Source organism: Emergencia timonensis (assembly GCF_900086585.1).
Taxonomy (GTDB): domain Bacteria; phylum Bacillota; class Clostridia; order Peptostreptococcales; family Anaerovoracaceae; genus Senimuribacter; species Senimuribacter timonensis.
Genome location: NZ_FLKM01000009.1, coordinates 279,611 through 306,523, shown reverse-complemented (window position 1 = coordinate 306,523; position 26,913 = coordinate 279,611). Strand labels below are relative to the sequence as shown.

29 protein-coding genes are annotated in these 26,913 nt (G+C 46.7%); 3 read left to right on the top strand and 26 right to left on the bottom strand.

Annotation, left to right across the window (positions count from 1 at the left end; translation table 11 throughout):
- Positions 1-10: 10 nt before the first annotated feature.
- From BN6539_RS12355 to BN6539_RS12335, 5 genes are all read right to left on the bottom strand, one after another.
- Positions 11-1,504: an aspartate aminotransferase family protein gene (locus BN6539_RS12355; protein ID WP_067538943.1), complete on the bottom strand. Its 1,494-nt coding sequence runs from the start codon at positions 1,502-1,504 to the stop codon at positions 11-13.
- Positions 1,501-2,067, bottom strand: a complete 567-nt coding sequence (locus BN6539_RS12350) for a TetR/AcrR family transcriptional regulator (protein ID WP_067538942.1) — start codon at positions 2,065-2,067, stop codon at positions 1,501-1,503. Before BN6539_RS12350 ends, BN6539_RS12355 begins: the two co-directional genes overlap by 4 nt.
- Entirely contained in the window at positions 2,060-2,503 is a 444-nt protein-coding gene (locus BN6539_RS12345) for a GtrA family protein (RefSeq protein WP_067538940.1), read from the bottom strand. The genes BN6539_RS12350 and BN6539_RS12345 overlap by 8 nt, the downstream gene beginning before the upstream one ends.
- Before the next feature lie 108 nt (positions 2,504-2,611).
- Positions 2,612-3,313 carry a B3/B4 domain-containing protein gene (locus tag BN6539_RS12340; RefSeq protein ID WP_067538937.1) on the bottom strand — a complete coding sequence of 234 codons (702 nt, stop codon included), beginning with the start codon at positions 3,311-3,313 and terminating at the stop codon, positions 2,612-2,614.
- A gap of 22 nt (positions 3,314-3,335) precedes the next feature.
- On the bottom strand, positions 3,336-6,902 hold the full coding sequence (locus BN6539_RS12335) for an ATP-binding protein (protein ID WP_082907504.1): 3,567 nt from the start codon (positions 6,900-6,902) through the stop codon (positions 3,336-3,338).
- A gap of 210 nt (positions 6,903-7,112) precedes the next feature.
- Between BN6539_RS12335 and BN6539_RS12330 the strand changes: the two genes are divergently transcribed.
- Together BN6539_RS12330 and BN6539_RS12325 are read left to right on the top strand one after the other, a co-directional pair.
- Positions 7,113-7,472 carry a MarR family winged helix-turn-helix transcriptional regulator gene (locus tag BN6539_RS12330; RefSeq protein WP_242869447.1) on the top strand — a complete coding sequence of 120 codons (360 nt, stop codon included), beginning with the start codon at positions 7,113-7,115 and terminating at the stop codon, positions 7,470-7,472.
- On the top strand, positions 7,472-8,848 hold the full coding sequence (locus BN6539_RS12325) for an MATE family efflux transporter (RefSeq protein ID WP_067538930.1): 1,377 nt from the start codon (positions 7,472-7,474) through the stop codon (positions 8,846-8,848). The genes BN6539_RS12330 and BN6539_RS12325 overlap by 1 nt, the downstream gene beginning before the upstream one ends.
- A gap of 38 nt (positions 8,849-8,886) precedes the next feature.
- Here BN6539_RS12325 and BN6539_RS12320 read toward each other — a convergent pair whose 3' ends face one another.
- Complete coding sequence (locus tag BN6539_RS12320; protein WP_067538928.1) at positions 8,887-9,420, bottom strand: hypothetical protein; 534 nt, start codon at positions 9,418-9,420, stop codon at positions 8,887-8,889.
- A gap of 143 nt (positions 9,421-9,563) precedes the next feature.
- Between BN6539_RS12320 and BN6539_RS12315 the strand changes: the two genes are divergently transcribed.
- On the top strand, positions 9,564-10,406 hold the full coding sequence (locus tag BN6539_RS12315; RefSeq protein ID WP_067538925.1) for a nitroreductase family protein: 843 nt from the start codon (positions 9,564-9,566) through the stop codon (positions 10,404-10,406).
- Between the two features lie 77 nt (positions 10,407-10,483).
- On the opposite strand, the gene BN6539_RS12310 is transcribed toward BN6539_RS12315, so the two are convergent.
- From BN6539_RS12310 to BN6539_RS12220, 20 genes are all read right to left on the bottom strand, one after another.
- On the bottom strand, positions 10,484-12,628 hold the full coding sequence (locus BN6539_RS12310) for a hypothetical protein (RefSeq protein WP_067538921.1): 2,145 nt from the start codon (positions 12,626-12,628) through the stop codon (positions 10,484-10,486).
- Between the two features lie 304 nt (positions 12,629-12,932).
- The gene (gene panF, locus BN6539_RS12305) at positions 12,933-14,426 is read right to left on the bottom strand and encodes a sodium/pantothenate symporter (RefSeq protein WP_242869408.1); all 1,494 of its coding nucleotides are present in this window, start codon (positions 14,424-14,426) and stop codon (positions 12,933-12,935) included.
- Positions 14,423-14,710: a YhdT family protein gene (locus BN6539_RS12300; RefSeq protein ID WP_067538916.1), complete on the bottom strand. Its 288-nt coding sequence runs from the start codon at positions 14,708-14,710 to the stop codon at positions 14,423-14,425. Before BN6539_RS12300 ends, panF begins: the two co-directional genes overlap by 4 nt.
- A gap of 101 nt (positions 14,711-14,811) precedes the next feature.
- On the bottom strand, positions 14,812-15,540 hold the full coding sequence (locus BN6539_RS12295; RefSeq protein ID WP_067538912.1) for a YczE/YyaS/YitT family protein: 729 nt from the start codon (positions 15,538-15,540) through the stop codon (positions 14,812-14,814).
- A 211-nt stretch (positions 15,541-15,751) separates the two neighbouring features.
- Positions 15,752-16,171 carry an Hsp20/alpha crystallin family protein gene (locus BN6539_RS12290; RefSeq protein ID WP_067538909.1) on the bottom strand — a complete coding sequence of 140 codons (420 nt, stop codon included), beginning with the start codon at positions 16,169-16,171 and terminating at the stop codon, positions 15,752-15,754.
- Between the two features lie 191 nt (positions 16,172-16,362).
- On the bottom strand, positions 16,363-17,070 hold the full coding sequence (locus tag BN6539_RS12285; RefSeq protein ID WP_067538907.1) for a hypothetical protein: 708 nt from the start codon (positions 17,068-17,070) through the stop codon (positions 16,363-16,365).
- A complete protein-coding gene (locus BN6539_RS12280; protein WP_067538903.1) occupies positions 17,067-17,768 on the bottom strand; it encodes a fluoroquinolone export ABC transporter permease subunit in 702 nt (233 codons plus the stop codon). The genes BN6539_RS12285 and BN6539_RS12280 overlap by 4 nt, the downstream gene beginning before the upstream one ends.
- Positions 17,765-18,625 carry an ABC transporter ATP-binding protein gene (locus tag BN6539_RS12275; protein WP_067538900.1) on the bottom strand — a complete coding sequence of 287 codons (861 nt, stop codon included), beginning with the start codon at positions 18,623-18,625 and terminating at the stop codon, positions 17,765-17,767. The genes BN6539_RS12280 and BN6539_RS12275 overlap by 4 nt, the downstream gene beginning before the upstream one ends.
- Entirely contained in the window at positions 18,612-19,208 is a 597-nt protein-coding gene (locus tag BN6539_RS12270) for a TetR/AcrR family transcriptional regulator (RefSeq protein WP_067538897.1), read from the bottom strand. The genes BN6539_RS12275 and BN6539_RS12270 overlap by 14 nt, the downstream gene beginning before the upstream one ends.
- Before the next feature lie 187 nt (positions 19,209-19,395).
- Positions 19,396-20,259, bottom strand: a complete 864-nt coding sequence (locus tag BN6539_RS12265; RefSeq protein ID WP_067538887.1) for a MerR family transcriptional regulator — start codon at positions 20,257-20,259, stop codon at positions 19,396-19,398.
- Positions 20,260-20,365: 106 nt separating this feature from the next.
- Positions 20,366-20,698: an HNH endonuclease family protein gene (locus tag BN6539_RS12260; RefSeq protein WP_067538885.1), complete on the bottom strand. Its 333-nt coding sequence runs from the start codon at positions 20,696-20,698 to the stop codon at positions 20,366-20,368.
- Between the two features lie 15 nt (positions 20,699-20,713).
- Positions 20,714-20,857 carry a hypothetical protein gene (locus BN6539_RS12255; protein ID WP_207645099.1) on the bottom strand — a complete coding sequence of 48 codons (144 nt, stop codon included), beginning with the start codon at positions 20,855-20,857 and terminating at the stop codon, positions 20,714-20,716.
- A 174-nt stretch (positions 20,858-21,031) separates the two neighbouring features.
- Positions 21,032-21,331 (bottom strand): ATP-binding protein, encoded by a 300-nt coding sequence (locus tag BN6539_RS12250; RefSeq protein ID WP_067538880.1) that lies wholly within the window; start codon positions 21,329-21,331, stop codon positions 21,032-21,034.
- A gap of 35 nt (positions 21,332-21,366) precedes the next feature.
- Positions 21,367-21,705, bottom strand: a complete 339-nt coding sequence (locus BN6539_RS12245; protein ID WP_067538877.1) for a cyclic-di-AMP receptor — start codon at positions 21,703-21,705, stop codon at positions 21,367-21,369.
- A gap of 38 nt (positions 21,706-21,743) precedes the next feature.
- Complete coding sequence (locus BN6539_RS22765; protein ID WP_207645098.1) at positions 21,744-21,899, bottom strand: hypothetical protein; 156 nt, start codon at positions 21,897-21,899, stop codon at positions 21,744-21,746.
- Complete coding sequence (locus BN6539_RS12240; RefSeq protein WP_067538875.1) at positions 21,883-22,293, bottom strand: hypothetical protein; 411 nt, start codon at positions 22,291-22,293, stop codon at positions 21,883-21,885. The genes BN6539_RS22765 and BN6539_RS12240 overlap by 17 nt, the downstream gene beginning before the upstream one ends.
- Positions 22,283-23,389 (bottom strand): pyridoxal phosphate-dependent aminotransferase, encoded by a 1,107-nt coding sequence (locus tag BN6539_RS12235; protein WP_067538871.1) that lies wholly within the window; start codon positions 23,387-23,389, stop codon positions 22,283-22,285. Before BN6539_RS12235 ends, BN6539_RS12240 begins: the two co-directional genes overlap by 11 nt.
- 293 nt (positions 23,390-23,682) lie before the next feature.
- Positions 23,683-24,927: an aminotransferase class I/II-fold pyridoxal phosphate-dependent enzyme gene (locus BN6539_RS12230; RefSeq protein ID WP_067538865.1), complete on the bottom strand. Its 1,245-nt coding sequence runs from the start codon at positions 24,925-24,927 to the stop codon at positions 23,683-23,685.
- A gap of 18 nt (positions 24,928-24,945) precedes the next feature.
- A complete protein-coding gene (locus BN6539_RS12225) occupies positions 24,946-25,740 on the bottom strand; it encodes an SDR family oxidoreductase (protein WP_067538862.1) in 795 nt (264 codons plus the stop codon).
- A gap of 12 nt (positions 25,741-25,752) precedes the next feature.
- Positions 25,753-26,877, bottom strand: a complete 1,125-nt coding sequence (locus BN6539_RS12220) for a YkvI family membrane protein (protein ID WP_067538858.1) — start codon at positions 26,875-26,877, stop codon at positions 25,753-25,755.
- Between the last annotated feature and the right edge of the window lie 36 nt (positions 26,878-26,913).

Below are 26,913 nucleotides of genomic sequence, written 5' to 3'. Positions count from 1 at the left end.
GGCGCCTCCCTTACAGCTTGCACTTCTCCGTCTTCACAACGTGTTTGAATACGTTTTCAAATCTGTTCAGTGCCTCGTCGATAACTTCGTCTGTATCTGCCAGAGATGTGTAGAGCCTGCTTCCTGCCAGGGTCACGATGCCGTTTGCCATATAAGCGGCTCCCATTCTCTCCATGGAATCCTTTCTTTCGTACATCATCTTCTTGTGGGCCAAAAGTCCCACTGCCGATTTGACGAAAGAGAAGGAGGAAAAATCAAAGCTCATGGCTCCTGTGCATTCCAGGTGAACGATGCTGCCCTGGTTGTAGGCTACGTAAGGTAGTCCGTATTTGTCCAGCAGCATTTTTAAACCGTCAGCCAGGCGGTCCCCTGCTCTTCCTGCAATTTCACAGGCGTTGGTTCTTTCAATTTCCTTGATAGCCGTATACCCGGCCAAAGCTGACAGCGGATTTGCCGCCAGAGTTCCTCCCACATAAGCTCGATGGCCTGCGTTACCCAGGCCAGCCGCCATGATGCTGGCATACTGGCGTTTACCGCCGACGCCGCCGGCCGCCGGATATCCGCCGGCCACGATTTTGCCGAATATGGTCAAATCCGGCGCCACATCAAAGTAGGCCTGCGCACCGCCTAATGCCACTCTGAAGCCAGTCACCACTTCATCAAAGATCATCAGCGCGCCGTACTTGTCGCAGAGTTCTCTGACGCCTCTGTTGTAATCTCTGGCGACTGGCCTGGTCCCGCTTTCCGGCCCTACCGGTTCTACGATGACGCCGGCCGTACCGCCCCTTGCCTTATTCTTCTTCAGCATGTCTTCCAGCATCGTCAGGTCGTTTGGTTTCACCTCGTCTACCAGAGAAAACATTTTGCCTGGAATGCCGTGGGATTCCAAAAGCGCTCTGCTGCCTGGAATCTTCAGGCCATAGACCACCTGGTCACTCCAGCCGTGATAAGCGCCGCCGATTTTGATGATGTGCTTCTTCTTGCTGGCGATACGGGCGATACGCATGGCAGCCATGACGGACTCCGTGCCGCTGCCCAGCATGCGGAACATCTCCACATTTGGCATGTGCTTGTGAATCTCCTTGGCAATCAAAAGCTCCGCCTCGTGGAGCAGGCCGGTGACGGGACCGCAGTCTCGCAGAAGTTCAATGGCCGCTTCCCTCACAGGCCCGTAATTGCTGCCTAAGATGGTCGGTCCGCCAGCCTGCAGAAAGTCGATGTACGCATTCCCATCTCTATCGTAAAGATAGGCTCCTTCCGCCTTATCGAAACAGAGAGGAAACGGCTTGTTGAAAGCTAGATTGTGCTGCACGCCTCCTGGAATATATTCTTTCGCCTCTTCAAAGATGGCTTTAGAACCTTTACATTTCTCGTCGTAAAACCTCTGAATCTCGTTTTCATAGTAGTCGTCTGAAACCTCCCAGATCGGCTGTTCCGTCAAATTTTCCAGCTGTTTATTGATGAGATCCGGATCGTCCCATCTGCTGATTCCGCAATTGTTCATTGTTCTCTACCTCCAAAGATCAATTCGAGCAGCTGATGAAACTCCTCTTTCATCTGGTCTGCATCAAACGTTTTATTTAATGAGTGATAATGATTTACCAGTCCATAATAGGCGCCCATCGTGGCAACCGTATAAAGAGCCGCCTGTTGTCTGTACGGGGCAGGGAGATTTTCGGCGATCATCTTCTCAATATAAATAAGCGAATTATCCTCTACTCCCCCTCGCAGGATGGTGCTGGAAGCGATTTTATACGTCAGCACAGGGTAATAAGCCGTGTCCTCGATGAGTTTGTCAAAGACCGCTTCAATCAAAGCCATGCCGCTGCAGTTTATTTCACTGCAGTACTGGTCTATATCTTCAATCTCCTGGCAGAATAACGCGATCATCAACTGGTCTGTAGTAGAAAAGTGGTTGAATACCGTTGTCCGGCAGACGTCGGCCTCTTTTGCTATGTCGTGAAAAGTGACGTTTTCGATGCCGTTTTTTTCACAGAGATACTTAGCCGCATGCATGATCTTCATTCTGCTCTTCGCTTTCTTTCCCGTTATTGTTCTCTTATCCATTTTTCTTCCGTGCCCTCTTGTTGGTGTTGATGCTGTCTCTGAATACGAAGAAACGATCGTACAAAAATTCTGTGGTCAAATTGACTGCCATGGTCCCAAAGAGAACCAAGTACTCATTCCAGCCCGCTCCAGTCAGCGCGCTTCCCCACCATACAGAAAGAGGCGTGAACACGCAGTAAAAGCCGAAAACCTTTGCCATAGCCAGCGGAACGTTGTTAGCCGACTGAAAGGTGAATTCTCTGTTCAGTGTAAAATTCCATAGAACCGAAAGAGTCAAGGCAATCAAATAACAAGGCCAATAGGGCCAATCTAAAGATTCGTTGAGCAGTGTAAAGGAAATCGTCTGTATGACCCCCGCCGATACAGAAAAAAGCGCGAACTTCAATACCTGTATCCTGTTTTCTTTTTTGCTCAGTTTTATATTTTTTTCTGCCATAGGCTGCCTCCTCGTGTTTTCGCAGTAAATAAGTTCAAACAAAAATTGTACTGCAATACATTTCTGTACTACAGTACAATTATCTCATAATTTCGTAAATTGTCAATACTATACTTCAAATAGACGGTGTTCTTTATCAATATAACCGACGGAAGCCTTAACGCCGAAATATTTCTCTGCCAGGGCGGCCAATTCTTCTGCCGCTGCGACGACTTTCTCTTTGTTGAAGCCTGCAAATCCATCAATCGGGAATAAAACGTCGGACGTCTCTTCCGTGATTTTTCCAATCTCGCTCTGTCTCCAAGTCCAACGGCGAGTTCTCACCTGATTTCCAGATACATAGACCACTTCCTTTTCCTCCGGCTTTTCCATCTCTCCATTACCAAAGGGAATAAAGGTATCCTCGCTGCTTGCATAACGCACTTCCAACGCCTCTTCAATGGTTGCCATGTCGTGAGCGCCGATTGGCAGCCGATATTTGATGGATACCGCATTGCCCAAATCAACTATAGCGTTGATATGAGGAAATCCCTTGCCTTTTGCAATCCGGTCCAGGAGCGCTTCAATAGAGCACATATAACGGTTAGGGTTGATGCCGATAGCCTTAAATGCATCTCTATACGGTGCGATGGCCTCTGCGTTTTTCACTTTGATGCCTTCAAAGTCCTTTTCACAGATCTCGATGTTTTTCTGCAGCATCTCTTCCAGGTCTGGAATCTCTTTTCGATTATCCATTCCCCTAACAGCTACGACGCCGAAGTAAGCGTTCGGAAGCAAGTCAAAGACTTCCTTTGCAATCTCAAATTTCATAATATCTATCTCCTTTTCATTATTATTTACGTTTTCTATTTTCCCAGTACTCGTTGATTACGCCATAGAGTTTTTTGGTATCCACCGGTTTTGCAATATGGGCGTCCATGCCTGCATCCAGGCATTTTTTCACATCATCTGCGAAGACGTTGGCTGTCATGGCGATGATCGGTATGGTCTGTGCCTGCGGATGGGTGCTGGTCCGTATCCGCTTCGCCGCGTCGTACCCGTTCATGACGGGCATTTGAATGTCCATCATGATGATGTCAAATCGGCCCTCTTCGCTGGTCATAAAAATCTCTGCTCCCTCTTTTCCATTAGAAGCAACGGCCACTGATACGCCTGCGTTTTCCAAAATCCTGGTCGCTATCAGCTGATTGATTTCGTTGTCCTCCACCAAAAGAATTCGAATGCCGGAAAGATCGACGGAGGTTATCTCCTTTGGTCGCTTGGAAGTCTGCGATTCAGCAAGGTCGTCAGCAAAATGAAGCGGCAGTTCTACATAAAAAGTGGTGCCTTTCGCCGGCGCGCTTTTTACGTCGATGGTGCCGCCTTTATAGTCGACGATGTTTTTCACGATAGAAAGCCCCAGTCCGGAACCCTCCGTGCGGCTGATGGTTGAACTCTCTGTGCGGTAAAAAGGCTCAAAGATATGGGCCAGATTTTCTTTTTCTATCCCGATACCAGTATCCGCAATCACGTAGCGGTACCATCCGATCCGCTTGCCGTCTCTGGCGGGGAGCTCTGTAATACCGAGGGATACTCTGCCTCCAGGCGCAGTAAACTTAATGGCATTGCCCAGAAGATTTTCCAGAATCTTGGTCAAACGAAGCAAATCTCCGATACAGTCTTCGTGACGGAGATCCAAACCATATGTAAAGACCAACCCTTTCTTTTCGGCCAAGGCCCGGAAGCGGACAGCCAGTTTGTCCATCTCGTTTTTCACATTAAAAACTTCTTTGGCCAAAACCATCCTGCCGCTTTCAATTCTGCTCATATCCAAAATATCGTTAATCAACCTCAGCAGATGTTCAGAAGAGTTTTTGATAATAGAGAGGCTCTCGTCAATCTGCTCTGGATTATCTCTATTTGCCACAGCTAAATCAGTCATGCCGATAATAGCATTCATCGGTGTTCGAATGTCATGGCTCATGGAAGATAGGAAATCACTCTTCGCCTGATTGGCCTCCTGGGCCAGGGCGAGAGCGCTTTTTAGATCTTCTTGCGACTGCTGCTCCCTCGTCACCACATCGGTTACGTCAGCACGGACCAGGCAGATCGTCTTGTGACTTTCGTCGCCCCACAATATGTTAAACTGCTTATGGGTGACTCTGTCGCGATAGTTCAGACGAAAGGTCAGGTCGTAACCTTCCGCGGTTTCCTGCAGACGATGCAGCATCACTTCTTTTGATAGCTGCCTGTGCATTTCCTCTCGCTCTGCTTCCTCGCAGTACTTCTCGATCACGTCGTCAATCAGCTCGCGAAAGCTGTCAAAACTGGACGGCGCCAGATTCTGCAGCACGCTTTTTCTGGTGTACATGACAAAGTGATCCGTGGTCACATCGAGAAAACCTGCCAGCTCAAAGGTGTATGCCAACATGTTGAGAAGCCCCTGCTGCTCGCGGACAGATTCCGTCACATCCACACGAGCCAGACAGATTCTGTCTAATTTCTTGTCTGTGGAAAAGACCAGCATGTTCTTCGTTCTGACGTTTCCCTCCTCATCTGTCAGTGAATAATGGAAAGAATAGGAATCCTCTTTCTGCAGCCGACTGGTAATATATCCGTAGTCCAAAAAGGCCTGGCAGAGCTGCAGATCTTTTGGCAGCACCTCTTTGTACAGCGACGCTCTGGCCTCCTCTATAAAACTTCCCTCCTCAAAAGGAATAGAACTGGACCTTTCATTGACAGAGACCATTTTATACCGGTCTTCTCTTAAATCCACATCTGCGATGAAGTCGTAGCTGACTTTTGCAAGACGCAGGAAAAGTTCGCTGGAAATCTTCCTCTCTGTCGTATCGAGCACAGACAAAAACCCCATGACATCCCCCGTCTCCGGCGAGCTGATCAGGATGACGTTGACATGGACGTATCTGCCTCTGCTCTCATTGGGCAATTGGACAAAACATTCCAATTCATGCTTAGTCTCTTCCCTCTCATATGCCTTGGCCATAGGTTTTGTCAGAAACTTGTCCAAGAACTGCTGTCGTTCTCCCTCATCGACGATAAAGCCTGCAACACCAGTGAAAAAGTCGTCTCGATTATATCCAAAGTGGTCGAGCAAATCATTTTTCGTGGTATCTGTGATATCGATAATCACGTCCTTCGTCACGTTACAGTGTCCGGAAATGATTTCGTTCGGCGCAATAGACTTGTAGTGATTAAACAACATATCGTTGTATTTCTGTCTCAGCTCCTGCTGACTCTTCATATCTTGAGTTACATCGCTGCAGACAGCATAAATTTTGATTTTGCCATCTTCTATAATCAGGCTGGAAATATTTCTCAGCCATATATAACTGCCGTCTGCTTTTTGCAGCCGATATACACATTCCCAAGAATCCGTCTTCTTTTCCATGTGGTAGCGGATCGTTTTCAGCGTTTCCTCTTTCTCTTCCACATGAATTCTCGATTCAATGCCCAATTGATAGAAATCAAAGGCCTCTTGGACGGTCATCTCCATCATCGAAGCAAATTTCTCCGAGAAAAATTCAGGATAAAAGTTGCCGTCTCTGTACGTGGTCATTACTAACCCGCCCGGCAGGTGTTTAATCAAGGTCTGATAGTAAACCTCCAGACGATCTTTCTCTTTCTGTTTTTCTTTTTCCTCTGTGATGTCAGTAACGTATTTGACAAAAGCCGGCGTGCCGTGCCACTCTATATTTCTGATTTTTGTAGCGTAGGTTTTACCCGTATGCGGCGCGTACATCTCATGGCTTTCTCCTTCCGCAACTCCTGCATGCAATGTGCAGAACGGACAGGGACCATCCATATTCTGCAGAACTTTGTAGCATTTTCTGCCCATCGGCATCTCTGACTCCTGCAGAAATAGGCCCGCAGCTTCGTTGGCATACAAGAGATCATAGGTTTTGCTGTCAATGATATAGATACCGTCGGCCACTTCATTGGCGATATCCTGATATAACCTTCTTTCCGAAATGTCAGTCAGACAAATCTGCGCCGCACTTTTTTCTGATGATATGGTAAAAAACTGAAAGGTCAGTGACAGCCATCTGCAGCTGCCCCTGGCTCCCTTCATCTTGATTTCCAGACTTCCCGATTGGGTTTTCTCCTGAATCCTCTGTAGAAACAGCGCTCTGTCATCTGCCTGTATAAAAGGAAGAAGGCCGGTTCCTTCTTCAATCTCCTCCTTGTCGGCATAATCCATATAAGATGCGGCTTTTTCGTTGCAAAACAGGATTTTCGGCTCTGTTTCCACAGAACACCAGATAATTCCACAGGGAATCGTCTTGTATAATTCTTCAGCGGTCAGGACTAATTTGCTGGTATTTTCTATATTTGCTGCAAGATTCGTTGTCATAAACACACCATGATGACTGCTTTCACCACTTACTCCTAATTCGTTCATTTTCCATATTTTATCACACTAATATCATAAAAACAATCGCTCATTATACGGTCTGAAAAATAACGGTTGTATTTTAAAAAGAAAGATAGTATACTGGATTAGTTGCATGGTCAACTAATTTTTATTTAGGAGTGTGTACTGTTTATGCAAACGCGAATCGGTCGATTCATATCGATCTTATATAGGAAAAATCAGATTTTTTTGAGTTCTGTGCTGAAACCACTGGACATTTCTACATCAGAGTATTCGATTCTGTTGATCCTCTATGATGACGACGCCCTCACCCAGGATGACCTGACAAGCCGGCTCTTCTTAGATAAATCCGCTGTCGCAAGGGCAATCCGTTCTCTTGAAGAGAAGGGGTTTATCCACAAAGAAAAGGATCAGACGGATCAACGCTGCAACAGGATTTCTTTGACACCCAAAAGTCTGGCAGCGGAGCCCTGTATCATGAAGGCTCTGGACCAGTGGAATGAAATTCTGATGTCTGGAATGAATGAGGAAGAACGGGATATGGCATATCAAATTCTCATCCGCATGACAGATAACATAAAAAAGGAGATGAGTTAATGAAAGAAACAGTCGTAAAAAATCCTTTGGGCGCTGAACCCATTGATTCATTGCTGAAGAAATTTGCAGTACCCAGCATCATCGCCATGCTGGTCAGCGCTTTATATAACATCGTCGATCAGTTCTTTATCGGCCGCAGCGTAGGAGAACTGGGAAATGCGGCGACCAATATCGCCTTTCCCCTGTCCATCTCCTGCATCGCCATTGCCTTGATGTTTGGTATCGGCGGCGCTTCCGCTTTTAATTTGGCTATGGGAAGAAGGGAAAAAGAAGAAGCCGCTCATTACATTGGCAATTCTATCATGATGATCGTAATATGCGGTACGGCGCTCTGTCTCATCACACAGCTTTTCCTGGAACCAATGCTGCGTTTCTTCGGTTCACCGGACAATGTCCTGGGATATGCCAAAACTTACACGCGCATTACCTCACTGGGTTTTCCCTTTTTAATCCTGGCTGCCGGCGGCGGTCACTTGATCCGCGCGGACGGCAATCCTCGTTTCGCCATGGTCTGTAATCTGGCAGGCGCGGTAGTCAACACCGTACTTGACGCCGTATTCGTCTTCGGTTTTCACTGGGGTATGGCCGGCGCTGCCGCAGCTACCATCATCGGGCAGATGCTCTCTGGCCTTATGGCCATTCACTACCTTCGCCATTGCAGAACCGTAGAACTGACAAAAGAACACCTGAAGATCAAGTGGCAGTATGTAAAGAGAATCCTCTCGTTGGGAGCCGCACCTTGCACCAATCAAATTGCCATGATGGTCGTTCAAATCGTGCTCAATAAATCCCTGACTTATTACGGCGCCTTGTCCATCTATGGAGAAGCTATTCCCCTGGCCTGTGCCGGCATCATCATGAAGGTAAATCAGGTCTTTTTCTCCTTCCCCATTGGAATTTCCCAGGGGCTGCAGCCTATTGTCAGCTTTAACTACGGCGCGGAGAATTACACACGGGTGAAAAAAGCATACTTAAAAGCGATTACTTACGGTTTTGCCATCGCCGTCTTCGCCTTCTTGATGTTTCAACTGCTGCCGAGACAGATCATCTCCATTTTCGGAGACGGCTCGGCGGAGTACTATCAATTTGCAGTCAGCTACTTCCGGATTTTCTTGTTGTTCACCTTCCTGAACTTCATGCAGCCGATTACCTCTAATTTCTTCACGGCCATCGGCAAACCGACAAAGGGTATGTTCCTCTCTCTGACCAGGCAGATCATCTTCCTTTTGCCGTTGATCGTAGTTCTGCCGATGCTGATCGGTATCGACGGGATTCTCTATGCCGGTCCCATCGCCGACTTTATGGCAGGACTGACCGCCATTGTCATGGCAGTAAGAGAACTGAAAATGTCAAAGTATCTAAAAGTACTAGAATAAAAATCTTTTATCTGCAGTAAAAAGGCCGGGTGCTTTCTTCAGCTCCCAGCCTTTTTTTCTATGTAATTCCATCGCTCTATCTTCAGTACAATCCCCCCTGGTATACCGTCTTCCAGATTGGTCGGATAGATGCCGACACGAAACTCCTTATGGTTTACTGTATAATACCAAATGTAATAGTTCAGCGGTATCTGGCTGCGCTCCGCATCCCAGGCCTCGTCATACAGATAACCGTTGCAGCTGTGCATCCTGCCTCCGTCTGCTTCTACGCAGGCATCCCATACGGACTTCGCATATCCGTCCACCATCTCCTGGGTAATTTCTTCATCAATTTCAAAGGTCACTCTCCAGACCATTTTCTTTTCATCTTTGTCCAAAGTTTCCTTGACTGTACCGTAAGGTCGTCCAAATCCCGTTATCTTACAGTCTTTTTCAATTGTCTTTACCCAATCCGCCGTAGATGCCTCCATTAAGGTTTTCATACCGTAATCGGCATATTTGGCGCCTGCGCCGCAGGCCGTGCCAAGAAATATCACTCCAATCATCATCATCAACAAAATCGATTTTTTCATCCTATCTCCCCCTGCTATTCTATCCTATTCACAAGGCCCATCGATATGATATGTTTTTGTCGTTCTCTTTTGTCATTTACATAGTGACATTTTTGCAAAATAGAATTATGATAAGTAAAACAAGAATGATATCGGAGGTAGAAATGAATTATTTAAATATGATGAAAAATCGAAACAGCTGCAGAGATTTCAGCGATCAACCAATTGACGAAGAGGTTCTCCAGCGGCTTCTGGAAGCTTCTGTCTGCGCTCCATCGTCAGGCGGATTCCAAAATTATTCTATCATCAAGGTTACAGATTCCGAGAAAAAACAGACCTTAGCCAAGCTGTGCAGGAAGCAGGGATTTATCGGCAAAGCGCCTGTCAATCTGGTTTTCTGCGTAGACCTGCACCGTGAGCGCCGTATTGCCCAGTCCTGCTCCGTTTTGCCAAACATTCAGTATGACTACGAAAGCTTTATCATGTTCGTCATGGACGCAGCCATCGCCGCACAAACACTGTGCATGGCTGCAGAAGCGGAGGGGTTGGGGTCCGTTCTCATCGGCAACATCGTTACGAATCAAAAACAGGTTGCGGAATTGCTGAACCTGCCCAAGCAGGTGCTGCCTGTCATCATGGTATCTTTGGGCCATCGAAAAAACAAGGGTACAGTGTCCGGAAAATATTCGCCGTCAATCATGGTTCACGAAGAAACTTATCAAGAACGGGATATCACTGAACTGCAGGCAGCCTGGAAGGAAAAGTATGCCGACTGGAGCATCAAACCGAACGAAAAGCTGATGTCCCGCATCGGAGAAATCACGAAAGAATACTTTGGAGAAGACTACGCCGCCGAAGGCGCCAGGTTCATCCGTGAAAAGAACTGGGTTGATCCCTTCTCCTTCTGGTACGGTTACTATTATCCCAATCATGAAGGACTTATGACCCCAGAGGATCACATAAAATTCCTGGAAGAGCAGGAGATGACCGGATACAAGAAAAAATAAAAAACTGCGGCAAAGAGCCCTCTGCTGCCGGATTCTCTATCCGCCAGCAGAGGGCTTCTCCGTCTGTCGTTTTGTGATTATAAAGGTTTAACTGTGATTGTGCCAGTATAAGTCTTGCCAGCCTCAACCGTCGTCTTTGTTCCATTTACATAGACAGTACCGTTGATTTTTGCATTTGCGCCTACTGTCAAAGACGTAACGATGGATTCGTCCTTTACGTTCCAAACCGCATCGTCTGTCAATGTCAGATTGACATCGTTTGCACCATTGTAGTATGCCTTATTGATTACGTGACCGAACTGATAGTATTTTGACATCGGAATATTCGTATTCTGTGTCTTCCCGCCGTCTGTCGTGTGCTTGATTGTAGAAGCGCTGATGGCTCCAGTCAGGTTCGCACCTTTTCCTAAGGTTACATTCAGTTCAGCAGCCATCTGCTTGTAGCCAGAACCATTGTAGATGTCGCCGCTGAGTGTTGCGTTAGTGACATTGATTGCTTCTGTTGTCGCCTTATCATTTTTTCCTGCTTTGTACAGCGTATCGTTCTCAAGTCCTAACCAGCCTTCTTTTTCTTCATAGTATTTGTTTTCAAATACCATGCCTTCGTTATTCGGGTCGGTAGCCGCTGAATCCTCGTTGTCGAGTACCTGAAGCAGTGTGTTGTTTTCCGTATTGATCTTCGCGTTGTCGATGTTTACCGCAGCTCCCGTATGCTGGCCGCCTGTCTTAAACAGGAATGCCGCAGAGCCGGTGTTGAAGGTAGTGCCGTCTTTTACATTAACGGTTCCGCCGCCCCACACGCTGACGCCAAAGTTTTCTGAGTTGACTGTAGTCTTCTGATCTTTTACCTGTGAATCCTTGAAAGAATACTGTCCTTTGACGTATGCCTTTTTCGCATCGCTGTACTTCATGGTCTGGATGTTGCCTTTTGATGATAAGAAGTTGACAACATTATCTCCATTGGCACAAATAACTGCATAGGTCGGTACATTAAAGGTTGAGCCGTAGAAGTTCTCTGTTGCACTTCCGATTGCGTATGCGCCGTAGCCGCTGTCCTCTGTCAGATCGTCTCCGCTGAGATCCATGTTGATTTTGCTGTTGATGGCGTTGAGCACAACGTTGCTGCAGCCGTCTGTGGACAATACGCCCCATTTCGCTGCGTATACATTTGAATTGTATACGGTCATGGTGGAGTTGTCGCCCAGCAGATTAGTTGCTCTTGCGTTTCCAACGATGCCCAGTACCCAAGGAGGCGCTACCATAGTCTCCGTGTCTGCCGAATTGATATATCCGTCATATAGCATGCCGCCGTCTACTTTAATCTTTGAATTCTTAATCAACGTATCGGAACCGTCGTCGCCCTCTACCGCGCATCTGGCAACGCCTGTAGTGTGTATGTTCGCCTTGTCTATAATGGTACTTGCGTTGTCAAAGGTAGAAATTGCAGCGCCCCAAGCACTGAAATCACACACCGTACCGCTGCCGTCGCTCTTACCGAGCAGATTAATCTTTGCGTTGTTGATTTTAGCGTAGGTTTTCTTTGAGGAATTGGTTCCCTGTACGACAATCGGATTCAAGTTATCGCTGTAGGAATTGACCTTGAGATTGTTTACGGTGGTCGTTCTGCCGCTCTTGGAAGTCTTCACAGTACCGCCTACAACGCCTTTGCCCAGGGACAAAGTCTTTCCGACGAGGCTGGATATTCCGCTCTTGTTCTTTGCTTTTACTAGGGAAAGATCGCCGTCTATGCCGCCGTTTGTGATATAATAGCCGATGCGGAACTTCGCCGTTCCTATTTTGCTGGTGCTGCTTCCGAACTTGTTGCCTGTATCGGTGCCGCCGCCAGGAGCGCCGTCAGCTCCGCCGTCATCTGAACTGGAGATCATATTCTTATACGGTTTGAAATACTGTTTGTAAACTTTTACTGATTTACCAGCCTTGACCTTGGTCTTTGCACTTGCATAGGTAATTTCGCTGCCGCCGGATACAAAGGTCATACCTGTGTTATACTTTTCTTTCTGACCGTCTTTCGTCGTAATGGTATTGCCTTTGATGGATTTGATGTACTCTCCGCCCGTCTTTACGGCCGCAAAAGAGTAGATTCCCATGCTACCCGAAGCATCAAAATATGATAATCCGGGCATTCCAAAGCCAACCATGGTAACTACGGCGAGAAGAATCACAAGGGACTTCTTAAAAGTCTTTTTCATGCTCTTATTCATATGGAAGTTCTCCTCTACATTATAATAAAATATTCGCAAACCTGTCTGCTAAATAACGGAGTAATATTACTTATATTCTGAATATTAGCACGAATAATCAGGAAAATCCAATTCCTAAATGCGCATAGCTATCATATCAAAAAATGTATGACATTCTGTCCAAAGATCCACGAAGAAAATATTTCGGTTCCGCTGCAGGCTTTCTTCGGCTGATTGCTGGTACATATCAAAAAGGAACTGTCCCACTGGTTAGTAAGACAGTTCCGCTAAATTAATCTTTGGATAGGGATTCCGCATGTTTTGTCTATTCTGCAAAGAACAGATCCAGAGTCTTTTGATCTGCCGGTTTGCCGATGAAAGCGCCGATGACAAAGGACGCCACAGAAATGATGATGGACGGCACGATGGGCGACGTTCCTAAAACGGACACACCATACGTATTCATCAGGATAAAGGCTGCGACGCCGCAGATCGCAGACAAGATGCACGCCGTTCCGTTGGCTCTTTTCCAGTACAGACCGAAGAGGATCGGGCAGAAGAAGGCACATTCCAGCCCTCCCATGGCGAAGAGATTGATCCACACGATCAGATCCGGCGGATAGACAGTAAAGATGAACACGATAACACCGATCAGAAAGGTAGTTCCGATGGACATCCATTTGATTTTGCCGTTGAACTTCGGTTCTTTCTTTGCCTCCGGTTTTGCGATGTAGTTCATGTACAGGTCTTTGACGATGGCCGCCGAAGCCAGAATCAGCAGCGAAGACACCGTGGACATGACCGCTGCCAAAGGCGCTGCGATGAACAGCCCCGCTACCACAGGGTTCATGTATTTCAGCACCAGGGCCGGCACGACGTAATCTGTAGTTTCAAACTCCCCTGGAGCCAGCACCGCTGGAGCAAAGACGCCGGAAATATGCATGACCAGCATCAAGAAGCCGACTACGATGGTTCCATAGATGATGGCGTTGTGCAGCGCTTTGGTGTCTTTGAAGCCCATGCCCCGCACCGCCGTCTGGGGAAGTCCCAGCACGCCGACACCCACGAGAACCCAGAAGGACATGACGTAGGCCTTTGCCGTAGAACCGCCGCTGGTGATGTCCGCCCAATCTGGATTTGCCACGTTGAGTTTCCCGATCAGGGAGTCAAATCCGCCAGCAGTGGTCACGATGGTGGCGAGAATGATAAAACCGCCGATGACCATGATGATGCCCTGAATGGTATCCGTCGTAGTCACCGCTTTGAATCCGCCAATCGTAGTATAGATGATGACCACAGCGCCAAACAGCACAAGTCCATATATGTATGGCAGGCCTGTGATGGACTGAAACAGTACCGCGCCGCCGATAAACTGGCTCATCATCTGCGCTACGAAAAACAGCACCAGGCAGATGGAAGAAATCCAGACCACAACCTTGGACTTGTATCTCGCCCTGAGATAATCAGTCACCGTGACGGCTCCTGTCTTTCGAGAGATCAAAGCGAACTTCTTGCCCAGGATGCCCAGAATGATGAATGCTGTCGGCACCTGGATCATGGAGAGATAAACCCATACAAGTCCCTTCTCGTATGCCACGCCGGGCCCACCGATAAAGCTGCTGGCGCTGGTGAAGGTGGCGACCAGGGTCATGGCCAGGACCAGACCGCCCATGGATCTGCCGCCGATAAAATAATTATTGATAAATCCTTTTCCGGCGTCTGCCTTGGCCTGCCTGTTGCTGACCCAAAGCCCTGCCACCAGATTAAAAATCAGATATACCACCAGGACGGTGATCAAAATTGCTGTATACGACATCATTCCACCTGCTCTTTCTCTTCTTCTCCAAGGTCAAAATTCTTGAAGAACTTCTTTACGACAAAGATCGTAGCGATGGAAAAAAGCACGTATCCCACGATGCAGCTTAAGAAAAACCACATGGGAAGTCCCAGGACATAGGTGTAAGTCTCCGGCGCCCCCTTTTCTGCAATACCGTACCCAGTAAAATACCACCAGATAAAAAAGGCAATGTAAAGGCCTGCTGAAATCAGCGCCTCCTTCTTGATCTGCTGGTTCTTCTCTTTCTCCGTCAGTTTCGGAGCCATATTTCATTCCTCCTTCAGTAGCGTCACCCCTTGGGGGCGTACACTCTAAAATTTTGTCGGAACTATTGTAACATGTTTTTACGAGTTTGGACAGGGGAAATTCACTCTATCTTATTGACTTGTGCCATTCCGGTCACCTTTGACTCCAATAGGCGGTTAAACAGTGCGATGACACGTCCCACGCCGATAACGGTCAAAATCGTTCCCAGGCCGATGCCGATCAGATGTCCGGCAAAGAGCAGACTGATTACAGCAGTCAAAAGGATGTTGAATCCATCAAAACAGTTTTTGATGAATCCCAGCGTCTTGCCGCTCAGATCTGCTATCGCCTGTACAAGTCCATCTGCCGGATTTGGGATCAGGCGCATATCCAGGGACATCGCCGCGCCGATGCCTGTAAAGACAATGGCTATGAGCAGTACGATCAGCCTTGCCCAGAAGCTGCCGGCAAAACTGTCAGGGTATGCGGTCTGAAAATCAGGAATCACGGCCGCAAATAAGTTCATAAACCTGGTGAACACCAGGCTCAAAGGGAACTGCAGCAAATCCAACAGCAAGACCAACTTCAGGCGAGAGGAAGGATTCTCTTCCAAGGCCACCACCTTTTTATGATGAAGTAGGTGGACGACCATCTCTGTGATGATAAAGGTTCCATATAGAACAAAGGTGGCGTTGCCGAAGTTAAAATTGCAAATGTCTGATACAGAATAGGATACCGAGATAATCGGCGATACGCCAAGGCCAGATTTGGTGTTCAAGGTAATCCCCAGGGCCATGACCAGAAGGCCGAGAACATAAAAGAAGACCCTGTAAACGATGGCTTTTTTCATTAATTTATCACCTGCTTTCTGTCATTTATTCTATCACACCTATTCATTCTATTCAATGGGGCTGCCGCCTTGTTACAGAGGACATGTTCGTCCTGGTTTTGGTTCGAAGAAACAGAAAACGGACCATCCTTCCTCTTTGTTGATGAGCGATGGTCCGTACTATTTACTATGGTTCCCTATATTTAAATCTCTAATCTCTTGCCCCTGGCGATTAGCCTTCTATGGCAATATATTTGTTTTCCTCAATCTGCGGTTTGTTCTCCACTTTTGGCACGCAGATTTTCAGAATGCCGTCTTCAAATTTGGCTTTGATGTCTTCCTGTGTTACATTCTCTCCCACATAGAAGCTTCTGCTGCAGGAACCTGTGAATCTCTCACGACGGATGTATCTGCCGTTTTCATCCTTTTCGTCATTGGCTGTGCTGGTGTTCGCTTCGATCGTAAGCATACCGTCCTTCAGCTGTGCCTTCACATCTTCTTTCTTGAATCCCGGCATATCCATCATCAGTTCAAAATGGTCGCCTGCGTCCTTGATGTCGGTTTTCATCATCTGGTTTTCCATCTTTCCTCTGAACGGAAAATCCATAAAGTCGTCAAATAATCTCTCTCCAAAAATGCTTGGTAATAACATAACATATACCTCCTTTATATTCTGGCGGGCACCCCCAAAGGCACCAGCCTGTTTGTTATTCACTCTATATCCCTTTGACAATTGTTATTATACCACTTTTGTTAGCACTGTCAAGTGATGAGTGCTAATTTTTTTATATTTTTTGTATCTGTTGAAATTCCAAGGTTTACACAATGTCCACTACGTGATTATCACACCTTTTTCAAAAATTTTCTTGTAAAAAAAGTGATCCACAGGAGACAGGTAAACAGACCGAATAACAGAGAACTGATCTCTGCCCCGTCAGTCATCAGCTTTCCAACCCAGAAAGAAGGCAGGAATGACACCACATAATAATATGGCGCTGGGAGAAACCAGATCAAGATCAGTCCAGCAAAGCTGATCCCCATCAGCTTGGAAGCTGCAAGGCCCTCCACCCGGTTTCCCGCAAGGGAAACCACCATCATGGCAAGGAAAATACCCGTAAAGCTGCTGACAAGGGCGCTTGCAAGAATCACTGCGGCAGATAAAGAAGAAATATTGAAAAAAGCCGCAACGACCATCGTGATTAGAAACGCCCCGATCATTGGCAAGCCGATGCGGGCAAATAGATAGGAATACCCTTCTGCCGGGGTGATTTGATAGTAAGCGTGTATGCCTTCATCTCTTTCTTCTAAGAGTAAAAATGCGGAAATCATGGCGGCAAACATGGGTGCCAGACAGATTAGCATACCATCTACAAGACCGTACCAAGGAATCAAGGAAAAAGAGAATTCCCTGACCAATATCGAGTTGATGAACGGGATTGCAAACTTAAAAAACAGTCCGATCAAAAATGGCGCCGGAACCATGACGGCCAGCATCCCGTCTTTTGCGATTTGTTTCATTCCAATTGTAAAGAGTTTCACTGTATGTTTCATGCGCCCTGCCCTCCTTCTGATTGCAGTGCCGTGCCGATGCGTTTATTTGCAAAATAAGACAGCAGCCCAAGCCAGAGAATAAGCACGATTGCCGCCAGGCTATTGACACTTCTCGTCACGTCGATAGCGCCTGCAATCATATGCCACAATGCCGTCCCGGGAAAAAGTTCCAATAGCGGATGGGTTATTCCAAATGCCGTCAGCACCGGAGGCATTGATAGGAAGGCCGTGGGGAGGCAGACGATGAGCATATAGTGGTTTACGGAACGGGCATAGGATGCAATCATCAGGCCGATGAGATTAAAAACAACTGCACCCAGGAAGACGCTGAATGATAACCGTACCAAGTGAACCGCGCCTCCCATACCGATCAAGACAATAAGATCAGCGGAAATAGTTGACAAAACAGCCAGTGATATGGCCTTGGCCAATATGTACTCAATGGGACGAAGGGGTGAAATGCACCAAAACCCATGCAGCCCCTCTCCCTTTTCCAGCAGCCAGATTCCTCCTATAAAGAAAATACCCAGCATAGCAGGATCAGTCAATATAATGAAAGAAGCTGCTAATGTCTTATATTCTGATAGGGTTATCAACAGTGCGGCGATATAGACTACAGTGAAAAATGCATACAGGAAATAGAAGCCGTATTTTATTTGAAAACGGAAGTCATTCTTTAAAGCGTTTAAAAACCTCATTGCAATCCCCTTCCTGTAAGCGATATGAACACATCCTCAAGGGTCTGCTCTTTTGAATGAATACTTGTCAGAATACCCTTTTCCAGTGCAGCTTGAAAATCCTCTGCGTTGGCCAGCTTGGACAGAGGGCAGACATTTTGCTGCTCTTTTCCATTAGACAGATAGCTGTATTCCACCTGTGTATCAGCGTTGCTCTTACGCAAAGCATGTGGCGTGTCGACCGCCTTCACTGTACCGCCGACGATAAATGCAACACGATCACAAAGTTCCTCCGCATCATGCATGTTATGGGTGGTTAATATGATGGTTTTCCCCAAATCTTTTTGTTCCAATATCATGTCCTTTACGATTCTTGCATTGGCAGGGTCCAGGCCACTGGTCGGCTCGTCGAGAAAAAGCAGCTTAGGATTATGCAGCAAAGAACGTACAAATCCAAGCCGCATTTTCATGCCCTTTGAATAGCTGGAAACCTTTTTGCCGGCGTCAAGGTGAAGGCCCACTTTTTCCAAAAGAGTTAACGGATTCACTGTCCTGCCCGAATAAAGAGAAGCAAAATACTGCAGATTTTCTAAAGCGGTAAACTTCTCATAAAAGTTAGGGAATTCAAAATCCACACCGATATTTTCATAATAGTCTCTGGTCCTGTGCTTCATTTCAGTGTCAAAAATGCGGACACTGCCGCGATAATCACGGAGGGTTCCTGTCAATATTTTTTGCATGGTACTTTTACCAGCCCCAGAGGGTCCCAGAAAACCAAAGATTTCACCTTGCTTGACGTCAAAACTGATTCCCCGAATAGTATCTTCCTTTGCTGTCCTGTATTTCAGATATACATTCTGCACATCAATTACTTTCATCACTTACAATCTCCTTTAGCACGCCATCCAAAATAATTTCCATGATAATCTGCCGATCCCCGGTCTGATCCTGCTGCAGGTTCAGCAGACTGACAGCAAGAGTCTGCAGAGTTTTTGTTGCGATGTCGATCCCACATGTAAAGTGAATGCCATATTCCTCTAATTTAATCAGTTCGTGACTGTCGTCCCGGGTATGTGCCGCAAGCACTTCCGGTGGAAGCTTGCGATAGAGGTGTTCTGCTGTTTCGTTATCTACTTGTTTCAGCATGGGATAACGTTCCAGTTGATGAAACATCCAGAGGAAACATTGCTTGCAGAGTTCTCTGGGCGGCAATGTGCGGTGTTCGTTTAGAAATTCATCCATTTCGCGCCACATCTTCTGCTGCAGGTTTCCAGAGATATCCATATAAAGGTGTTCTTTATTCGTGTAAAATGAGTAAAATGAGCCTTTTGCAATCCCGGCAGCCTGAACAATTTCATCAATGGACACTTTCTTTAGCCCAAATGAGGTGAATAGACGCTCGCCTTCCTGCATCAGCTTTTCCCTGATCTTTTCTCTTTCCATGTTACTAAATCTTGGCATAGTGAGCCCTCCAATCTATATGACTAATTATATTCTTTTAGTCATATAGATTATAGCATGAAATTTACCTTTGTCAATACATGTAACCAGATTGAAGAGAAACCGCTTGCAGCACGAAAAAAGGAGCAAATCGTAATCGACTTGCTCCTTTTCCTTTCTCTTTCTATTTCCCTTTTTGACCTTCAAATTAGGCTCTCTTATAGAATGACGCAATCGCCTGGGCGAAAAACTCCGCTGCACCCTCCCCGTACTGGGCATCTGTTTTGGGCCTTACCATCTCATGTCTATAGCTATCTGCCACAGACAGCATGAGCTGTTCCAGTCCTTCTTTTGCCTCCATCTGGTAAAGGCGCTTCATGACAAATTCGTACTCTCCGACCGATTCCCTCACTTCAAAGGAATCTAAGGGGCAGCCCCTCTTTCGCTTTTCGTTGAGTTTTTCTAAAACCGCGTCCAGACGCTTCTGGCAAGCCTGAACCAATTCCTGGTTTGGCGGCGCCATAGCGGCATCGAGAGCCGCCTCTTTGCTCCCATACCATTCTACCAGTTTCTGATACCCCCTCTGCATGGTTTCCTGTGAAGCCCTCTCCATATAATGTGCTTTCCACTGCTCCACACTGCCGAACTCTTTGATGGCAGCCTCTTTGGCGCTTTCCGGCAAATGTTCAAGGGTGTGCTCAAAAAGAGTTTCTATATCGCTTTTTCCAAATACCTCGAAATCCATCTTCTTCTCTCCCTTCAGAATCTCGTCAATGCTGGCAATCAGACGTTCCAGACGCTCCTTTTTTGAAGCCAGCATTTTTCTCTGCATCAGCAGAATCTGATTTTTCTCAAGAGCAGGATTCTCCATGACTGCTTTGATTTCTTTCAGGGGTATATCGAATTCACGGAAAAACAATATCTGCTGCAGCATCTCCAGTGCTTTATCGTCATAAAGCCGGTATCCTGCCTCGCTCTTTGCTGTGGGCCGCAGCAGCCCGATCTCGTCGTAATAATGAAGCGTGCGCACGCTGATTCCTGTCATCTCTGATATCTCCTTCACCGTCTTCATCGCAGTCTCTTTCCTCCTTATTCCTGATAAGAACACTCTAATCTATCACGCACCGTGAGGGTCAATAGGGTATTTTTAATTTTTTTATCCGATGTCCGTCTTGTAGTTAACAAAAAGCAGTTAGCCAATCTGAACTAACTGCTTTGAAGAATATGACTACAACTCTGCCATTCTGCGATTTCAATGTTTCGTTTCCAGAACACACTGCTAGCAGATTTTTGTATTCCAATTGGTTTTCAGTTGTTCTTTTTTCATAGTGTTCAATTTTCACCGCACCTTTTCCTGTAATCCGCTGTATACAATATGCGCATAAATGCCCCTGCTCTTCTAGTAGTCTTTCTCTTAACTCCGTTTTGTCCAGACCGTCAAAATTAGCGCCAGGTGTTCTGCGATAATAACGCAAGCTATCAGGTTCAACTCCTTTTTTAATTGAAATCATTTTCTGCTACCTTAACTAAATCTGTTCTAAATCATAGGAAATTCTCGCCTGAACAACATCAGCATCTTTCTCCCCAAGAATATCGGCCAATTGATCAAGGTAATTTTCTGCTTTTCCATAATCCTCCTTCGTCAGGGCATCATAAAAAGCTTCTTTCAAACCTAGTATCTTTTGGGGGCAGATCTCCACTTGCATGATTTCTCTTAAAATAGCCTCAATGTCTCTTCCATATGTGGTATTATTTGGTATATAAACTTTATAATTATCCAGCAGTAATATGTGTTCATCTTTGACATTCGCTAAAACACTCGGCGCATGTGTCGTGACGATGAATTACACCTTTGGAAAAATATAATGTAAGTCATCCATGATTCGTTTCTGCCATTCTGGATGAAGGTGCATATCAACTTCATCAATATGAGCCAGGGTATCAAGTTCCACCGGAAGCTGCGGTTCAGCATCTATTCTGCTGCCAAGCTCAAACATTTTGCGATGTGCATCGTCTGCGTGTATGCCATTAGATGGTAGTCCATCAAAGCCTGCTATATAGCTCCCTAATGCAACCACCAATGCGTCAAGCAGGCTGGATTTTCCAGCGCCATTGATACCGACTAAACAAAAAGCGGGCATCATAAAAAATGTCCGCTCCTCTAAATCGTTCTACTCATTCAAATCTTCTCATAATGCGACACATCGACGGCAAAGATGATGGCACCGCCCACTTCTACTGTCTCTGGGTAGCCGGAAAAGCTGGCTTCGTTCATTCCATTCGGGAAAAAGATTGGCATGTTGACTTCCACCGTCTGTCGTTCGTGGCAGATGCCCTTGACGATGTCGATGACCGCGTTCATCTGATCGTCCTGCACACCGATCATCAAAGTCACATTTTTTTTCTTGAGAAAGCCGCCGGAAGAAGCAATCTTCGTCGCTCTGAATCCTTCTTTATTTAATCCAGAAATCACCTGGTCCACATCCTCTTTGGATATAATGACAAATAGTAGTTTCATTCTCTAATGCCTCCTTACGTATGTATAAGGTTATTATACTACTTATCGCTGTAGAATGAAATCTGATTTTTCTGTTCAGAGCGAATATATCTCTCTTCTACAGCAAATCCTTTCATTGCTTGCGTCCTCCCATCTCTGACATCTTCGTAAATGACCGTGAGTACCGCGCCTTCATTTCTAAAAAAGAAGGGCATGATGGCATAAAACGCTGCCTACGCCTTCATTTCCGCCTTCATTTTTGTTTTTTTCATATTTACTTGCACACCTCCCTTTGCAAATACTCGATTTTTCTTTACAAATACTTCCATATAACTCATTATATGGAATAAATCGCGCAGAACATGTTAAATAAAAGGGCAGATGGTTTGAAAAGCAAACAGATTTTTCATCCGTGCGCAAGTATAAAGCCGAAATATAAAAATGAAGGCACATTGGTTTACAATAATCAAAAAAAGTGCAAGAAAAGATCAGTAAAATGAAAATGAAGGCGCGAGGCTTTTCATGGGTTTGCCCTGATGTACTGCCATCGCTTTTTACGATGAAACGTGGGCATTCACAATATCCCACAATAAAAATTCTACTCTCCATCAACCTCCCGCAGTGCACCCATCACTTCAGCCAAATCCTTCTCCTGCGGGATGCGGAATCTGACGCTGTTCTTCGAAAGTCCGCTGAACTCCAGACCGGAGATGGCCTTGATTCCGCGCTCCGCCAGTGTCGCCGCCAGATCCATTTCAGAATCCCTGTGGCTCAGCAGCATGATGGGCACCTGCTCACCTGTAGCAGAAACAGTCAAATTCCGCCAAGGTTCCGCTCGCAATCTGTCTTTCAATTCCTTTGCTTTCTCATTTACCTGCTGCAAAAAATCCAAGTCTCCCAGCGCCGCCAGCGCCATCAAACGGGAAAAAACGCATACGCTGTAAGCGTCAGTCACCTTTGACAGCGCCCTGGCCAGTTCACCGTCGCTTGCTAGGCAGTAGCCGATCCGCATGCCCGCAAGACCGAAGCCCTTCGAGAAAGTGCGGAGGACCACTACGTTATCAAAATCGTCCAGCAGGTTGATAGCAGAATTTTCCTTTACCATGTAGTCCCCATAGGCTTCATCGACGACCACCCCGATGCCGAGATGCGCCGCCGCAGAGGCGATTCGCCTGATTTCTGCTAAGGGGATGACCTGCCCCGTCGGATTATTGGGATTGTCGACGAATACCATCTTATGCCGACTGTCCAGTCTCTGCAAAAAAACATCGCAATCAAAGGCATAGTTATTCTCCGGCGCCAGCTGCACGCCGTCATAGGCCGCGCCGCTCAGTTTGATTTCGCTCTCCGCCGCATTAAAAGTGGGCATGTTGCCGAGAACCCGATCCCCTCTTTCCACAAAGAGGCGACAGGCAATGCGAATGCCATCCATGGAACCTTCCGTGATGAAAACACAATCTCGGCTGACGTCTGCACAGCCCTGCCAATACGCTGCAATCTTCTCCTTCAGTTCGGGCGTGTGCGGATAAGTCCTGACGCGCTCCAGGTCCAAATCTGTAATCGTCTCCATCCAGCGCGTTGGAATCTGCAGGATATTGATCCCCTCACCGCAGTCGATAGGCAGCTGTACCTCCGCCAGTGGATTTTCCGTAATGTAGGTCTGCTTGTTTTCTATTGCTACATAGTCGTTCATCTTTACATGCATGGTTCTCTCTCCTTTTAAAAAAACTTGGAAATGACGGAATCGAGCGGTCAAGTCCGCCAAATCGAGATTTGGGGACTTTTCGCATGAGACCTGCCAACGATTTACTAAAAGTAAATCAGGCTAGGGCTTCAAGATTCCTATTTCCCTATGTCGCCCACAGGGGGCGACTCTTCTCAAGGTACGTTCTTTGATGTTCCGTCAATATCGATTCCATCGATATTTCCTGCATAATCAAAAAGAAAAGCTCTCCTGAGTCATTCCCCTAGAGAGCTTTTCATAAATTCTATCTTTTTCTATTTCTTTAAGGTCGCCAGTCTGCGGCACGCTTCATGCACCGTATCCTCGTCAAAGGCGTAGCAGGCGCGGAACCAGCCAGGCTCGTTATATCCGAATAATTGTCCCGGGGAAACGTTAATCATGAGATCATTGTAGATCTTTTCCCACAGTACGTGTTCCACTTCGAATTCATCCTTTTCCATGTAGGCGGAGAAATCGGCCATAACGAAGATTCCTGCCTGTGCTTTCATGGTCGGCACACCGATAGCTGCAAGACCATCAGCAAAGATGTGGTATGCCTTGGCCAGACGCTGTCTGGAAAGATCCATGATGCCGGAAAGTTCCGGTGACTTCAGCATCGCAGTCAGCAGGGATTGCGTATGAGAAGAAACACACGAATAATAGGTGATGGAGGCAAATCCTTGTATGATGCACTCATTGAAGGAGAAGCACATGCCTGTTCTGAATCCGGATAACAGGAAGTCCTTGGCAAAGCTGCTGGTCACATGGACTCTGTGACGGTAGGATGCCGGAACCAGTTTCATGGTGCTGATAAATTCAGCTTCCGGATCAAAGACGGTCTGCGCATAGATTTCGTCAGAAATCACATCGATATCGTGCGCCATGGCAAAGTCAATCACGTTCTGCACAGCTTCCTTCTTATATACCGTACCAATCGGGTTGTTAGGGGAAGAGAAGAGAACGGCTCTTACTCTTTTTCCCTCTTTTGTGACCTTCTCATAAGCCTCTTCAAAGGCGTTGCGGTCCAGTTTTTCGTCGCACCACACGCCTACAGGAATGACGCCCGCACGCTCGTTGATGTCGTCTACAAAGCTGGAATAGTACGGAGCAGGAATCAGGAAAACATCTCCCGGCTCCGCCAAAAGCATAGCCAGCGTCTCCAGCGCCACCGTGCAGCCCGCACAGGTAGCCACATTGTCCTTCGTCAGCGTGACGTCTGCATCCTCGCCAAAGATGATGTTCTGCCAGTGCTCTGCGATAGCTGTACGGAATTCGTCGCTGCCCTCGAACTTGTTATAGTGGATGTTGTATCCTGTCAGATCCATCCGCTCCGCCGACTTTCTGAGAAGATCACAGATCTCATTGTTGACCAGATGGCTTTCAGCCGTTCCCATGTTGATCAGGCCCTTGGGATTCTTCTCTTTGTCGTACATATTGTAAAAGTTGTCAAAGTGCGCTTTTACGAGTGGAGGCAGTGTTCTGACCCACTTTCTTCCGCGTTCTGATAAATATTCTAACATGTTGCACCTCTTCCTATCTTAATTGTGTTCCAGTCCTGCTTCTGTCTGGATGCCAGGACGTGTGCCAAGGCCCATGGTGGCGTCGATGTTTCCGCCGTGAAGGATCGTGGACTCGTCTCTGAGAAGGTAAGTGAGCAGATTTGCAATTTCCTCTGGCTGAATCAGTCTCTTCTTTGACTGCGCCTCGTCAAAGGCCTTTCTCTCTTCCGGTGACATGCCCTTCAGTGTGCTGGAGTAGAACATCGGTGTCTCGATAGCGCCCGGGCTGACACAGAATACGTCGATCGGCGTATGAGTGTTTTCAGCAGCAATCTGTTTTGCCAGATAAGCCACTGCACATTTGCTCATGCCGTCGCTCAAGGTAAATTTCGGGAAGCATGCGATGCCGCCGCCGACAGAGGAGATGAAGACCAATTTTGTCTTATCTGTCTTTGCCTCAATGACCGGCTGGATTTTCTTGTAAATCCATAGAGGTCCGAGAGCGTTTACCGTCATCATGGCGATATCATTTGCAGCCTTCAGCGGATCGCCCTGTTCTGCATACTCTTTGACAGTGCCGGAACCCAGCGCTGCGTTGAAGATGACGCCATACCATTCATGTTCTGTGAGGAAATCAGCCTTTTCAATTTCTTCTAAATTTCCCTGGTCCAGTTTGTGCGCAAATACTCTGCCCGGATTCTCCTGCATCAGCTCTTCTGCTTTCCCTGCAGATTTGCGGTAAGTGATATGTACCTCGTATCCCTGCTCTAATAATAGTTTTACAGTTTCCAGACCCACACCCTGGGTGCCGCCAGTTACTAATACTTTGTTCATAATACCCTCCTGTTAAATGTTTTTGATGAGAACGTCGTTTTCGTCAAAGTCCTCATATTTTCTCTTTTTGATGTACTTTGTATAGATCATTCCGGCGAAGATGACAATGCCCGCATATCCTGAAATCGGATAGATGATGCTAATCATCGTGGAGAAGGACAGCTGTCCGCCGAAAATGCTGACGATTGCTGTGACAACAGCCGTAATTCTGTACGCCATGCTTTTGGAATTAGATGAAATCTTGTTGCAGACAGTGTACAGCATTGGAACTGCCGTCGTGTAGATTCCCAAAAGCAGCAAAATGGAGAAAATGTTGCCGAATACCGGACTGATAGTGGCTGCTACGAACAGAGATGGAATCTCCAGGTTGTAGACGTCTTTGATGTTAGCCAAAAGTCCGAAGTTCAGAATCATGACTGCAATTAGGAATGCGCCGCCGCCAAAGAGTCCGCCCAGAAGGGAGTTCTTCTTGTTCGTCGCGGTGGATTTTCCGATGTCAGCCAAATACGGTACAACGCCCGTAACGGTGTAAGCTGCGTACATGAGTCCTGACAATGCCCAGAAGTTGAAGTTGGTGTTCACTGTTACTTCCGTCAGATTTTGGTCCGCCTGTGCGATACCCTCTGGATTGTTAACGATAGACAGTACGCCGATGACCATGGTTACGACCAGCAGAACCGGTGCAATATAGCCGACGATTTTGACCAGCTTGTCGAGCCCCAGCAGAACGGTGCCCAATGAAGCGATAATCATGATGGCGCGGCCGATGTTGCCGTCTACGCCGTAATACTCTTCAAAGGTGGAACCTGCTCCCGAAATCATCATCGAATAGACGAAGAACAGCATAATCGGTGTAAACCACTCCAATACAAATCCGAGATACTTTCCCAGGTAGAAGTTGAACATCTTCCCTGAGTTGTTTAATTTGAGATATCTTCCATCTTCAACAATGACGCTGACAAACCATGCATAAAGAATAAGTGCGATAATTCCTGCGCCCACGCTCTTCAGCAGACCAAAACCCGTGAAATACTGCATGCATTCCTGGCCTGATGCAAAGCTGGAGCCGATGACAAAACCCATAAAGGCTCCGCCGATAGCAATCACTTGGCTAATACTTACTTTCTTGTCTTCCATGTCATATCCTCCTCTTTCTTAAATTTCTTAATTTTC

Excerpts from the sequence above, each read along its gene's own strand:
- BN6539_RS12225 (WP_067538862.1), bottom strand. The coding sequence starts at position 25,740 with ATGAACAAAGTATTAGTAACTGGCGGCACCCAGGGTGTGGGTCTGGAA.
- BN6539_RS12290 (WP_067538909.1), bottom strand. The coding sequence starts at position 16,171 with ATGTTATTACCAAGCATTTTTGGAGAGAGATTATTTGACGACTTTATG.
- BN6539_RS12220 (WP_067538858.1), bottom strand. The coding sequence starts at position 26,877 with ATGGAAGACAAGAAAGTAAGTATTAGCCAAGTGATTGCTATCGGCGGA.
- BN6539_RS12280 (WP_067538903.1), bottom strand. The coding sequence starts at position 17,768 with ATGAGGTTTTTAAACGCTTTAAAGAATGACTTCCGTTTTCAAATAAAA.
- BN6539_RS12310 (WP_067538921.1), bottom strand. The coding sequence starts at position 12,628 with ATGAATAAGAGCATGAAAAAGACTTTTAAGAAGTCCCTTGTGATTCTT.
- BN6539_RS12300 (WP_067538916.1), bottom strand. The coding sequence starts at position 14,710 with ATGGCTCCGAAACTGACGGAGAAAGAGAAGAACCAGCAGATCAAGAAG.
- BN6539_RS12250 (WP_067538880.1), bottom strand. The coding sequence starts at position 21,331 with ATGATGCCCGCTTTTTGTTTAGTCGGTATCAATGGCGCTGGAAAATCC.
- BN6539_RS12340 (WP_067538937.1), bottom strand. The coding sequence starts at position 3,313 with ATGAAATTTGAGATTGCAAAGGAAGTCTTTGACTTGCTTCCGAACGCT.
- BN6539_RS12270 (WP_067538897.1), bottom strand. The coding sequence starts at position 19,208 with ATGCCAAGATTTAGTAACATGGAAAGAGAAAAGATCAGGGAAAAGCTG.
- BN6539_RS22765 (WP_207645098.1), bottom strand. The coding sequence starts at position 21,899 with ATGCCCTTCTTTTTTAGAAATGAAGGCGCGGTACTCACGGTCATTTAC.
- BN6539_RS12320 (WP_067538928.1), bottom strand. The coding sequence starts at position 9,420 with ATGAAAAAATCGATTTTGTTGATGATGATGATTGGAGTGATATTTCTT.
- BN6539_RS12285 (WP_067538907.1), bottom strand. The coding sequence starts at position 17,070 with ATGAAACATACAGTGAAACTCTTTACAATTGGAATGAAACAAATCGCA.
- BN6539_RS12295 (WP_067538912.1), bottom strand. The coding sequence starts at position 15,540 with ATGAAAAAAGCCATCGTTTACAGGGTCTTCTTTTATGTTCTCGGCCTT.
- BN6539_RS12350 (WP_067538942.1), bottom strand. The coding sequence starts at position 2,067 with ATGGATAAGAGAACAATAACGGGAAAGAAAGCGAAGAGCAGAATGAAG.
- BN6539_RS12235 (WP_067538871.1), bottom strand. The coding sequence starts at position 23,389 with ATGCATGTAAAGATGAACGACTATGTAGCAATAGAAAACAAGCAGACC.
- BN6539_RS12335 (WP_082907504.1), bottom strand. The coding sequence starts at position 6,902 with ATGAACGAATTAGGAGTAAGTGGTGAAAGCAGTCATCATGGTGTGTTT.
- panF (WP_242869408.1), bottom strand. The coding sequence starts at position 14,426 with ATGATGTCGTATACAGCAATTTTGATCACCGTCCTGGTGGTATATCTG.
- BN6539_RS12315 (WP_067538925.1), top strand. The coding sequence starts at position 9,564 with ATGAATTATTTAAATATGATGAAAAATCGAAACAGCTGCAGAGATTTC.
- BN6539_RS12275 (WP_067538900.1), bottom strand. The coding sequence starts at position 18,625 with ATGAAAGTAATTGATGTGCAGAATGTATATCTGAAATACAGGACAGCA.
- BN6539_RS12260 (WP_067538885.1), bottom strand. The coding sequence starts at position 20,698 with ATGATTTCAATTAAAAAAGGAGTTGAACCTGATAGCTTGCGTTATTAT.
- BN6539_RS12345 (WP_067538940.1), bottom strand. The coding sequence starts at position 2,503 with ATGGCAGAAAAAAATATAAAACTGAGCAAAAAAGAAAACAGGATACAG.
- BN6539_RS12245 (WP_067538877.1), bottom strand. The coding sequence starts at position 21,705 with ATGAAACTACTATTTGTCATTATATCCAAAGAGGATGTGGACCAGGTG.
- BN6539_RS12230 (WP_067538865.1), bottom strand. The coding sequence starts at position 24,927 with ATGTTAGAATATTTATCAGAACGCGGAAGAAAGTGGGTCAGAACACTG.
- BN6539_RS12265 (WP_067538887.1), bottom strand. The coding sequence starts at position 20,259 with ATGAAGACGGTGAAGGAGATATCAGAGATGACAGGAATCAGCGTGCGC.
- BN6539_RS12355 (WP_067538943.1), bottom strand. The coding sequence starts at position 1,504 with ATGAACAATTGCGGAATCAGCAGATGGGACGATCCGGATCTCATCAAT.
- BN6539_RS12240 (WP_067538875.1), bottom strand. The coding sequence starts at position 22,293 with ATGGAGAGTAGAATTTTTATTGTGGGATATTGTGAATGCCCACGTTTC.
- BN6539_RS12325 (WP_067538930.1), top strand. The coding sequence starts at position 7,472 with ATGAAAGAAACAGTCGTAAAAAATCCTTTGGGCGCTGAACCCATTGAT.